The sequence below is a fragment of the Pseudomonas sp. L13 genome (assembly GCF_009935965.1).
In the GTDB taxonomy this organism is placed as follows: Bacteria; Pseudomonadota; Gammaproteobacteria; order Pseudomonadales; family Pseudomonadaceae; genus Aquipseudomonas; species Aquipseudomonas lactis.
In genome coordinates this window covers 1-13,171 of record NZ_QODJ01000100.1, presented here as the reverse complement: position 1 = coordinate 13,171, position 13,171 = coordinate 1, and the positions used below count along the sequence as shown (strand labels likewise).

2 protein-coding genes are annotated in these 13,171 nt (G+C 60.6%); both read left to right on the top strand.

Annotated features, from left to right (window positions below; genetic code table 11):
• Positions 1–643, top strand: a 643-nt coding sequence (locus tag DK871_RS27410) for a phosphopantetheine-binding protein (RefSeq protein WP_256677535.1), incomplete at its 5' end; no start/stop codon positions are given.
• A 10-nt stretch (positions 644–653) separates the two neighbouring features.
• The coding region (locus DK871_RS27405) for a non-ribosomal peptide synthase/polyketide synthase (RefSeq protein WP_309137781.1) at positions 654–13,171 on the top strand (12,518 nt) is incomplete at its 3' end.

The window sequence follows — 13,171 nt, the reverse complement described above, 5'->3', positions numbered from 1 at the left end:
GCGTATCGACCATCAGGTCAAGCTGCGTGGCTTGCGCATTGAGTTGGGTGAAATCGAAGCGCGTCTGCTGGAGCATGCCCTGGTGCGTGAAGCCGCCGTGCTGGCGGTGGACGGCAAATATCTGGTGGGCTACCTGGTGCTGCAAAACGCAGCCGATGACTGGCGTGACCGGCTTAGCGCTCACTTGGCCCAGCACTTGCCGGACTACATGGTCCCGGCCCAATGGGTGCTGCTGGAACAGATGCCCCTGAGCCCCAACGGCAAGCTGGACCGCAAGGCGCTGCCCAAAGCCAATGCCGATTTGCAAGCCCGTGCGTATGTGGCGCCGAGCAGTGAACTGGAGCAACAGATCGCGACGATCTGGGCGCAAGTGCTGGAAGTTGAACGTGTGGGGATGAACGATAACTTCTTTGAACTGGGCGGGCACTCCCTGTTAGCCACCCAGGTGGTGGTGCGCCTGCGTGAGCAATTGCATGCCGAATTCGACGTCAAGTCGATCTTTACCACCCCGAGCCTGGCCGAGTTCAGTGCCTACGTCATGGCCCAGCAAACAAATAATTCGCCCGTGCAGGACGCATTGGCTAAATCCTTGGAGGCCCTCAAACGTCTATCAGCAGAAGATTTGGATAAATTGATTTCCTGAGGGGCGTGGCGTGCAAGCATTAATCGAGTCGGTAGGTTCACTTTCGGCGCAGCAAAAGAAAGCGTTGGCGGTCATGCTCAAGCAGCAAGGTATCAACCTGTTTGAGATCGCCCCGGTTTTCAAGCGCCAGAAAGGCGAGCCACTTCGACTCTCTTACGCCCAGGAGCGGCAGTGGTTTTTGTGGCAGTTGGAGCCGCAGAGCACTGCCTATCATGTGCCTAGAGCATTGCGCTTGAGCGGCCACCTGGATGTGCCGGCATTGCAACGCAGCTTTGACACGCTGGTGGCGCGCCATGAAAGCCTGCGCACGCACTTGCAGGAGGACGGTGACAGCGCCTTGCAAATCATTGTCGAGCAGGTGCAGGTGAACATTGCCTTGGTCGACGCCCAGGAGCCTGACCTTAAAGGTTTGGTAGAAGCTGAGATTGCCCAGCCCTTCGATTTGCAGCAAGGCCCTTTGTTGCGGGTCAAGTTGCTGCGCCTGGCGCCCCAGGAGCATGTGCTGGTGCTGGTGCAGCATCACATCGTTTCCGATGGCTGGTCGATGCAGGTGATGGTCGACGAACTGGTGCAACTGTATGCCGCCAATGTTCAGGGCCGAAACTTGCAGTTACCGGACTTGCCGATTCAATACGCCGACTATGCGCTGTGGCAGCGCAGTTGGATGGAGGCGGGGGAGCGCGAGCGCCAACTGGGCTACTGGACCGGGATGCTCGGCGGCGAGCAACCGATACTCGAGATGCCGATGGACCGGCCACGGCCCGCAGTGCAAAGCTACCGTGGTGCGCGGCTCGACCTGGCACTCGAAGCGTCACTGGTGATGGGCCTCAAGACCCTGGCACAGCGCGAGGGCGTAACGATCTTCATGTTATTGCTGGCGTCGTTCCAGGCCGTGCTGCATCGCTACAGCGGTCAGGGCGACATTCGCATCGGTGTGCCAGTGGCCAATCGTAATCGGGTCGAAACCGAGCGCTTGATCGGCTTTTTCGTCAACACCCAGATCCTCAAGGCCGACATCGACGGCCAAATGACTTTTCGCCAATTGCTGCAACAGACCCGCCAGCGCGCAGTGGAAGCCCAGGCCCATCAAGACTTGCCGTTCGAACAATTGGTAGAAGCGCTACAGCCGGAGCGTAGCCTGAGCTACAACCCGCTGTTTCAGGTGATGTTCAACCACCAGACCGACACCCAGAGCGGCGGCGGCAGCAGCGTTACAGGGCTGCACGTGCAGGGATTGGAATGGGAAAGCAAGACATCTCAGTTTGACCTTAACCTCGATACCCAAGAGTCGGCTGACGGTATCCAGGCCTCACTGACCTATGCCACCGACTTGTTCGACGCGCCGGGCCTTGAGCGTTTCCTCGCGCACTGGCACCGTTTGTTGCACCAGGTGGTTCAGGACTGCAATCGCCGGGTCGGTGAGCTACCGTTGCTAGACGATACGCAGTGGCAGCAGTTGATGCGCGACTGGAACCAGACGTATCAGGCACCTCCTCAGAATGTGGGCGTGCATCGCTTGCTGGAAACACAGGCGCTTGCCTGTCCGCAGGCGACGGCGTTGGTATGCAATGGTCAGGCGCTGAGCTACGCAGAACTGAACCAGCGCGCCAATCGCCTGGCCCATCGTTTGCGCGCAGCAGGTGTCGGCCCGGACATCTTGGTGGCTGTCGCCCTGGACCGTTCGGTGGACATGGTGCTGGCCTTGCTGGCGACGCTCAAGGCGGGCGGTGCCTATGTGCCGTTGGACCCGCAGTTTCCGGCCGATCGACTGGCGTTTATGCTCGAGGACAGCCGCGCACGTGTGCTGCTGACCGCTGGCAACCTGCACGAGCGCCTGCCTCTGGCGGCGGATCAGCAGGTGCTGTTTATCGGTGAGCACGAGGACGACCACTACAGCAGTGACAATCCCTGTGTCGAGCTGACCGACGAGCACTTGGCGTATGTGATCTACACCTCCGGTTCTACCGGCAAGCCCAAGGGTGTGATGGTGCGCCATGGCGCACTGGTCAGTTTCACCCAAGGCATGGCGCAGACCTTAAGCATCGACGCGACGGCGCGGCTGCTGTCGCTGACGACGTTCTCTTTCGACATTTTCGCGCTTGAACTCTACGTTCCGCTGTCGATGGGCGCGACGGTGGTTGTGGCGGATAAAGACGTGGCCCAGGATCCGGAAGCAATCCTGAGCCTGTTGCATGCGCACTCGATCAATGTGGTGCAGGCCACCCCCTCGACGTGGCGCATGTTGCTGGACAGCGAGCGCCGTGCCTTATTGCATGGGGTCAAGTGCCTGTGCGGCGGCGAGGCGCTGCCGGCGGATCTGGCTGAGCGCATGCTGGCCCAGCAGGGTGCGGTGTGGAACCTGTATGGTCCGACCGAAACCACCATCTGGTCGGCGGCCCACCCCTTGGTTGAGCCGCTGCCTTTTGTCGGTCGTCCGATTGCCAACACGTCACTGTTTATACTCAATGCCCAGCTCGCGCCGTGCCCGGTCGGGGTCAGCGGCGAACTGCTGATCGGCGGTGTCGGCCTGGCCCGTGGATATCACGGTCGGGCGGCGCTGACCGCCGAGCGCTTTGTGCCCGATCCCTTCGCGTGCAATGGCCAACGGTTGTATCGCACGGGCGACCTGGCGCGTTATCGTGAGGACGGCGTGGTCGAGTACATCGGCCGCGTCGACCATCAAGTCAAGGTGCGCGGGTTCCGTATCGAACTGGGGGAAATTGAGGCGTGCCTGCGTGAGCAACCCGCCGTGCGCGAAGCCGTGGTGGTGGCCGAGCATGACCAATTGCTGGCTTATGTGATCGCCCATCAGCCGGTGCCGGAGGAGCAGCAGGCCAGCCTTCGCGAACAGCTCAAAGCCGCTCTGCGTGAACAGTTGCCGGACTACATGGTACCGGCCTATCTGGTCTTTCTGCAGCGGATGCCTTTGACACCCAACGGAAAATTCGACCGTAAAGCGCTGCCTAAGCCCGACGCTGCGGCCTTGCAAAAGCGCTTTGTGCCACCGATCACCGCGCGGGAGTGTCAGGTCGCCGCCATCTGGGCCGAGGTTCTGGGGTTGGCGCAGGTGGGCTTGGAAGACCACTTTTTTGAAGTCGGCGGGCATTCTTTGCTGGCCACACGGGTAGTGTCTCGGGTACGCCAGGCGCTGAGTATTGAAGTGCCTTTGAAAGCGCTGTTCGAGCAGCCGGTGCTGGGGCGTTTTGTACAGGCGCTGTCAACGGGCACGCTGGACTCACCTCCTATTATTCGTTTAGGGCGTGATCAGCCCCTGGCTCTGTCCTATGCCCAGGAGCGGCAGTGGTTCCTCTGGCAACTGGAGCCGCAGAGTGCGGCTTACCACATTCCAGCGGCCCTGCGCTTGCGGGGTGCGCTGGATGACGAGGCTTTGCAGCGCAGCTTTGATGGCTTGCTTGAGCGTCATGAGTCCCTGCGTACGGTGTTTGCGCTCGATGGCGAGCGAACGGTACAGCGGATCGCTCCTCCGTCTGCGCTGCTGATCGACCGCGAGAGCTTGCACAGTGATGAGCCGGTAGCCTTAAAGGCCCTGGTCGAAGCAGAAATTGCCCGGCCGTTTGACTTGTGCAAAGGCCCGTTGCTGCGGGTTAAGTTGTTGCGCCTGGCTGTGGATGACCATGTGCTGGTGTTGGTGCAGCATCACATCATTTCCGACGCCTGGTCGATGGAGGTGATGGTCGAAGAGTTGGTGCAAAGTTACGCGGCATTCAGCCAGGGCCTGGAGCTTCGGTTGCCAGCGCTGCCTGTGCAGTATGCTGATTATGCGGTGTGGCAGCGTGGTTGGATGGAGGCGGGCGAGCAGGCGCGACAATTGACCTATTGGCGCGAGCGCCTGGCCGGTGAGCAGCCGGTATTGGAATTGCCACTGGATCATCCGCGCCCGGCGGTGCAAAGCCATCGCGGCGCACGTCTGGACCTGGCGCTCGATACAGCACTGGCAAATGAGCTGCAGGCGTTGGCCCAGAGCCAGGGCGTGACCCTGTTCATGTTGTTGCTGGCGTCTTTCCAAACCTTGTTGTATCGCTACAGCGGCCAATCGGATATCCGCGTCGGCGTGCCGATTGCCAACCGCAACCGGGTCGAGACCGAGCGCCTGATCGGTTTCTTCGTCAATACCCAGGTGCTCAAGGCCGATATCAGCGGCGAGTTGTCCTTTGTTGAGTTATTGCAGCAGGTCAAGCATGCGGCTCTTGATGCGCAGGCACATCAGGACCTGCCGTTCGAGCAATTGGTGGAGGCGTTGCAGCCCGAACGCAGTCTGAGCCATAGCCCGTTGTTCCAAGTGATGTTCAATCACCAGACCGACGCACGCGGCGAGCCTGGCATGCAGTCGGTTCCAGGTTTACAGGTAGAGGGCCTGGCGTGGGACAGCCACACCGCACACTTTGACTTGAGCCTGGATACCCAGGCGTCCGCCGATGGGCTCTGGGCGTCGCTGACTTATGCGACGGACCTGTTCGACGCCCTCACCATCGAACGCATGGCCCAGCACTGGCTTGGTGTATTACAAGCGGTTGTAAAAACGCCTAGCCAGCAGATTGCGCGCCTGCCGCTACTGGCGCCCCAAGAACAGCACACGCTGCTACACGCCTGGAACACCAGCAGCCCGGCAGCGCAATGGCATGCCGGCGTTTATCGGCTGTTCGAAGCTCAGGTACTGCAACGTCCGCAAGCCACCGCGCTGGTGCTCAACCGCGAGTCGCTGAGCTATGACGCGCTCAATCGGCAAGCCAATCGCCTGGCTCGCTGCCTGGTAGCCCAAGGCGTTGGGCCGGAAGTGCTGGTGGGTGTCGCGGTAGAGCGATCCTTTGCCATGGTGGTCAGCCTGCTGGCGGTCCTCAAGGCGGGTGGCGCCTACGTGCCGCTCGATCCGCAATACCCGCGCGAACGCCTGGCTCATATGCTCGACGACAGCGGCGTGCGCCTGGTGCTGACTCAGTCCCGTGTACCCATGGCGCTGCCCGAGGGGGTGGCAGTCTTGGCGATTGACACGTCCTCGGTGGAGTCGTACGCCGAGAGCAACCTCGACGTAACCGTCCACCCGGACAATCTGGCCTATGTGATTTATACCTCCGGCTCGACCGGCAAACCCAAGGGTGTGGCAATCGAGCATGGCGCCTTGAACGAGTTCGCGGCTATTGCCGCCGACTATTCGAAGCTGACTCCCGATGACCGCGTACTGCAGTTCGCAACCCTGAACTTCGATGGTTTCGTTGAGCAGTTGTACCCGGCGCTGACCCATGGCGCCGCCGTGGTTCTGCGCGGGCCGGAACTCTGGGACAGCGGGCGGCTGTACAGCGAAATCCTGGAGCAGGGCATTACCCTGGCCGACTTGCCGACCGCTTACTGGAACCTGTTCCTGCTCGACTGTCTGGCGGCCGGGTCACGTCCTTATGGCAGCCTGAGGCAAGTGCATATCGGTGGCGAAGCGATGCCGCTGGACGGTCCCGCGCAATGGTTACGTGCGGGGCTAGGTCACGTGCGTCTGCTCAACACCTACGGGCCGACGGAGGCCACGGTGGTTTCCAGTGTGCTGGACTGCACCTCGGGCGATGAATTAATAGGCGCCACCGCCAGTCCCATCGGCCGCTCCCTGCCAGGGCGCGCTCTGTATGTGCTGGACCGCGACCTCAACCTTGCACCGCTGGGCGCCGTGGGTGAGTTGTATATCGGCAGCGCCTGCGGCTTGGCGCGTGCCTATCTGAATCGTCCGCTGCTGACGGCCGAACGCTTTGTCGCCGACCCGTTCAGCGGTCACGGTGGGCGGCTATACCGCACCGGCGACTTGGCGCGCTACCGTGCCGACGGTGTGATCGAATACGTCGGGCGGGTCGATCATCAGGTGAAGATCCGCGGTTTCCGTATTGAGCTGGGAGAAATCGAAGCCTTGTTGCTGGCCCAGGCCAGCGTCCGCGAAGCTGTGGTGATGGCGGCGGACAACCAGTTGCTCGCTTATCTGGTGGCCGAGCAATCGGACAACGACGCGTTGGGCGAAGCACTCAAAGCAATGCTGCGCGAGCAACTGCCGGACTATATGGTGCCGGCCCACCTGATGTTCCTTGAACACCTGCCGCTGAACCCCAACGGCAAGCTGGATCGCCAGGCATTGCCAAAACCCGACGCCAGTCTGTCATTGCAAACCTGGGTGGCGCCGGTCAGTGATCTCGAACGCCAAGTGGCGTTGATCTGGGCCGATATCCTGGGTGTGGAGCGGGTCGGCCTTACCGATCACTTTTTCGAGCTGGGCGGGCATTCGCTGCTGGCCATGCAGGTAGCTTCACGGTTGCGCCAGGCGCTGGGATTGGAAGTGCCGCTCAAGGTGCTATTTGAGCAGCCACGCTTGCAAGGATTTGTCGATGCGTCGCTGGCGCTTAAATACACCGAAAGGGCCAAGGCGCCAGCTTTGGTTCCCGTAGCGCGTGATCGAGGTTTGCCGCTGTCGTATGCCCAGGAGCGCCAATGGTTTCTCTGGCAACTGGACCCAGACAGTGCGGCTTACCACGTACCCAGCGTGCTTCGCCTGAAAGGCCCGCTGGATCAAACCGCCTTGCAACACAGCTTTGATCGCCTGGTGGCACGTCATGAGAGCTTACGTACGCTGGTGCGCCAGGAAAACCACGGAACTGTACAAGTTGTAGCTGAGCCTGCGCCTGTTGCAATCACCCACAGCGACGTGCTTGAGGCGGACCTCCAACCCACCGTGGAAGCGAAGATTGCCCGTACGTTCAACCTGGAGCAGGAACCGCTGCTGCGTGTTGATTTGCTGCGCCTCGCCGCGGATGACCATGTACTGGTGTTGGTGCAGCACCATATCGTCTCCGATGGTTGGTCGATGCAAGTCATGGTCGAGGAACTGGTGCAGCTGTACAGCGCGTTCAGCCAGGGCCGGGATCTGCAACTGCCTGTGTTACCGATCCAATACGCCGATTACGCCGTATGGCAACGTGATTGGATGGAGGCTGGCGAGAAAGCGCGTCAACTCGACTACTGGCGCGACCTGCTGAGCGGTGAGCAACCTGTGCTCGAACTGCCATTCGACTTCCTGCGTCCTGCGCAGCAAAGCCATCGCGGCGCGCGTTTGCCTATAGAATTGCCGACCACGTTGGTTGCTGATCTGAACACCTTGGCTCAGCGCGAAGGCGTGACGATGTTCATGTTGCTGCTGGCTTCGTTCCAAACGTTGCTGCATCGCTACAGTGGCCAGCAAGACATCCGCGTCGGCGTGCCAATCGCCAACCGCAACCGCGCTGAAACCGAGCGGCTTATAGGCTTCTTCGTCAACACCCAAGTGCTCAGGGCCGATATCGATGGGCAAACGAGCGTTACCCAGTTGCTGCGTCAGGTCCGGCAGCGGGCACTGGAGGCACAGGCCCATCAGGACCTGCCGTTTGAACAATTGGTGGAGGCGCTGCAGCCGGAGCGCAGCCTGAGCCTGAACCCATTGTTCCAAGTAATGTTCAACTTCCAGGCCGCCAGCCGTCAGCGTTTCACGGAGCAACCGTCGAGCGAACTGCATATCGAAGGGCTGGCTTGGAACAGTCATACCGCACATTTCGATCTGGATCTGGACGTTCACGACTGGGGCGAGGGGCTGAGTGCCTCGTTGGGATATGCCACTGATCTGTTTGCCCCTGCGACCATCGAGCGCATGGCTGTGCACTGGCAGAACCTGTTGCAGGCAATGGTTGCAGACCAACAGCAGCCCGTCAGTCAGTTGAATCTACTGGGCCAGGACGAACAACAACAGATCCTTGAACTGTGGAACCAGACCGACGCCGGCTTCTCGGCCGAGCGCCTGGTACACGAATTGGTCGGCGATCGCGCCCGAGCAACGCCGGACGCAGTGGCGGTGAAATTCGATGCTCAAACCCTGAGTTACGGCGAGCTGGATGGTCAGGCCAACCGCTTGGCCCATGCTTTGATCGCCCGTGGCGTCGGCCCGGAAGTACGGGTGGCCATCGCCATGCCGCGCAGTGCCGAGAGCATGGTAGCGTTCCTGGCGGTGATGAAAGCCGGTGGCGTGTATGTGCCGCTGGATATCGAATACCCACGTGATCGCCTGCTGTACATGATGCAGGACAGCCGTGCGCAATTGCTGCTGACCCACAGCCGGGCGTTGCAGCAACTGCCGGTCCCCGAGGGCCTGGATACCCTGGCGATTGATTGCACCGAAGAATGGGCCGGTTACAGCGATACGGCACCGGATGTGGCGTTGGACGGCGACAACCTCGCCTACGTGATCTACACCTCCGGCTCCACCGGTTTGCCCAAGGGCGTGGCGGTGTCCCACGGGCCGTTGGTGGCGCATATCATCGCCACTGGCGAGCGCTATGAAACCTCGCCGGCCGATTGCGAACTGCACTTCATGTCGTTCGCCTTCGACGGCTCCCACGAAGGCTGGATGCACCCGCTGATCAATGGCGCCAGCGTGTTGATCCGTGACGATAGCCTGTGGTTGCCGGAATACACCTACGAGCAGATGCATCGCCACAACGTGACCATGGCGGTGTTCCCACCGGTGTACCTGCAACAGTTGGCCGAACATGCCGAGCGCGATGGCAACCCACCGGCAGTGCGGGTGTACTGCTTCGGTGGTGATGCGGTGGCCCAGGCCAGCTATGACCTGGCCTGGCGCGCGCTGAAACCCAAATACCTGTTCAACGGCTACGGGCCTACCGAAACCGTGGTTACGCCGCTGCTGTGGAAGGCACGCAAGGGCGACCCATGTGGCGCCGTCTACGCGCCCATCGGCACCTTGCTGGGCAACCGCAGCGGTTATGTATTGGACGCGCAACTGAACCTGCAACCCATCGGCGTGGCCGGGGAGTTATACCTGGGCGGCGAGGGCGTGGCCCGGGGGTATCTGGAGCGTCCAGCGTTAACCGCCGAACGCTTCGTGCCGGACTCGTTCGGCAAGCCTGGCAGTCGCGTGTATCGCAGCGGCGACCTGACCCGTGGGCGTCCGGATGGCGTGGTGGATTACCTGGGGCGTGTGGACCACCAGGTGAAGGTCCGGGGTTTCCGTATCGAACTGGGGGAAATCGAAGCGCGTCTGCGTGAACAGGACAATGTGGGTGAAACCGTGGTGGTGGCTCAGGACGGCCCGACCGGTAAGCAATTGGTGGCCTATGTGGTGCCGGCCGACGCCAGCCTGGCCGAGCAGGCTGACTTCCGTAATGAGCTGCGCCGAGCCTTGAAAGCCGACTTGCCGGATTACATGGTGCCGACCTATTTCATGTTTCTGGCGCAAATGCCGTTGACTCCCAACGGCAAGCTCGACCGCAAAGCGCTGCCGCAGCCAGATGCGAGCCAGATGCAACAGACTTATGTCTCGCCGCAGAGCGAGCTTGAGCAAAAAATCGCCGGTCTTTGGGCTGATGTGCTGCGTGTACCGCGTGTGGGCTTGAACGATAACTTCTTTGAGTTGGGGGGCGACTCGATCATCTCGATCCAGGTGGTCAGCCGCGCGCGCCAAGCGGGCATTCGTTTCACGCCCAAGGATCTGTTCCAGCACCAGACCGTACAAAGCTTGGCTACCGTCGCCCAGATGGGCGGTCAGGGGTTAGTCATCGAGCAAGGACCGGCTACTGGCCGTGCGCTGTTGCTACCGATTCATCAGTACTTCTTCGATGAAGAAATTGCTGAGCATCATCATTGGAACCAGTCCGTCGTCCTGCGCCCTGGCGAGCGCCTGGATGGCGCAAGTTTGCGCGCTGCATTGGCGGCGCTGGTGGCGCATCATGATGCGTTGCGCCTGAGCTTTACCCGTCAATCGGGCGGCTGGCAGGCCCGTTATCGTGAGGTCGAGCCACAGGATGACCTGCTCTGGCAAACATCGCTGGAGAATCTTTCGGCGCTTGAGTCCCTTGGCTTGCAGGTACAGCGTAGCCTTGATCTGACTGACGGGCCCTTGATGCGTGCTGTCCTGGTCGAATTGCCAGACGCATCGCAACGGTTGCTGTGGGTGATCCATCACTTGGTGGTGGATGGTGTGTCCTGGCGGATTCTGCTGGAAGACCTGCAAACCGCCTATACCCAGCTCCAGTCCGGGCAGGCAGTTGCGCTGCCGGCCAAGACCAGTTCCACCCAGGCTTGGGCAAAGCGTTTGCAGGCCCATGCACAAAGCCCGGCAGTGCAGCAAGAGCTGCGCTTCTGGCAGGCGCAATTGCAAGGTGCCACTGCCGGTTTGCCATGCGATAACCCGGACGGCAGCCTTCAGAACTCGTTGGCGCTCACCGTTGGCACGCACCTTGACCAGGCCTACACCCGGCGCCTGCTGCAAGAGGCTCCGTCGGCGTATCGCACGCAGATCAACGACCTTTTGCTGACGGCCTTGTCTCGGGTCATTACGCGTTGGACGGGCGCGGATTCGTTATTGGTCACGCTGGAAGGGCACGGGCGTGAAGATCTGTTCGATGATGTCGATCTCACCCGAACGATCGGCTGGTTCACCAGTATGTACCCGCTTGCGCTGACACCGGCGCAGACACTGGCCGACTCGATCAAAGGCATCAAGGAGCAATTGCGTGCCGTCCCCGACAAAGGGATAGGCTACGGTGCGCTGCGTTACCTCGGTGACGAGCACGCCCGGCAGTTATTAGGTGGGCTGGCGCAGCCGCGAATCACCTTCAACTATCTCGGCCAGTTCGATGGCAGTTTCCAGGACGATACGGCGCAAGCTTTCTTCACGCCTACAAATGAAGGCGCTGGAGCCGACCAAAGTGAACATGCCCAATTGGGTAACTGGCTGGAAATCAATGGTCAGGTATTTAGCGGTGAGCTGAACCTGAACTGGAGCTTTAGTCGTGAAATGTTCAGCGAAGCGACCGTGCAGCGCCTGGCGGATGAGTACGCCGCGGAACTCAAGGCTCTGATTGAACACTGCTGCCTGGCGATCAACCAGGGTGTGACGCCGTCGGATTTCCCGTTGGCCAGTCTGACTCAGGAGCAGTTGGATACGCTGCCACTGTCGACTGCAGACGTCGAGGACCTGTACCCCTTGTCGCCCATGCAGCAAGGTATGTTGTTCCAATCGGTTTACAGCCAGGATTCCAGCGACTACATCAACCAGATGCGCGTGGATGTTCAGGGCCTGGATGTCGCGCGCTTCCAGCAAGCTTGGCAGGCGGCAGTGGACAGCCATGAGATTCTGCGCAGTGGCTTCCTCTGGCAGGCGGGGTTGAATCAGCCGTTACAGGTTGTCTACAAGCAATTGCAACTGAGTCTGGGCACCCATGATTGGCAGGGCCGTGACGATTGCGATGTGGCACTTGATAGCCTGGCTACCACGTTGCGCACCCAGGGGTTTGTGCTCGATCAGGCCCCCTTGTTGAATCTTGTGGTGGTGCGTACGGGACCATCCACCCATCACCTGATTTATACCAATCACCACATTCTGATGGATGGGTGGAGTGGTTCGCAGCTGTTTGGTGAAGTATTGCAGCACTACTCCGGTGAGGCTGTGCGGGCGCAGGTGGGGCGCTATCGTGACTATATCGGTTGGTTGCAGGCCCAGGACAAGACGGTCAGCGAGACGTTCTGGAAGACCCAGTTGGCGGGGTTGCATGAACCTACACGACTGGCGCCTGGAGTAGCAGACCCACAAAACGCGGCATCGATGATCAACGGCGAGCACAAACTAACTTTTGATCCCACTCAGACCGAGAGCCTCAAAGCCTTCGCCCAAACTCATAAAGTTACCCTCAATACCCTGGTGCAAAGCGCCTGGCTGATGTTGTTGGCGCGTTATACCGGCCAGGCCACCGTGGCCTTCGGTGCCACCGTGGCGGGCCGTCCGGCTGAACTGCGCGGCATCGAACAGCAAGTCGGGTTGTTTATCAATACGCTGCCGGTGGTGGCCACGCCCGATCCGCAGATGCCAATCGGCCAGTGGTTGCAACAGATTCAGGCGCAAAATCTTGGTTTGCGCGAGCAGGAACACACGCCGTTGTTTGAAATACAACGCTGGGCGGGCCTGGGGGGCGAGGCGCTGTTCGACAGTATTCTGGTGTTTGAGAACTACCCGGTGTCCGAAGCGCTTGAGCAGGGGGCCCCGTCTGGGCTGCGTTTTGGCGAAGTACAGAGCTTGGAGCAAACTCACTATCCGTTGACCGTGCTGCTGGGCATGGGGCAGACATTGGATCTGGAGTTCAATTACAGCCGTCAGGCGTTTACCGCCGAGCAGATCCAGCGTCTGGCGGGGCATTTGCGCCAGTTGCTGCTGGCGTTGGCAAGTCCCCTGCATCAGCGCTTGGCCGATTTGCCATCGATGAGCGATGCCGAACGCCAGGTCATTCTCCATGGGTGGAACGACACCGTACGCGACTATCCATCGCAACAGACAGTCCATCAACTGATCGAAGTGCAGGCCCTGCGCACGCCACAGGCGCCGGCTTTGGTCTGTGGCGATGAGCGCCTGGATTACGCCGAACTAAACCGCCGCGCCAACCGCCTGGCCCATCGCCTGATTGAAGCCGGCGTGGGCCCGGACGTACTGGTAGGGTTGGCGGT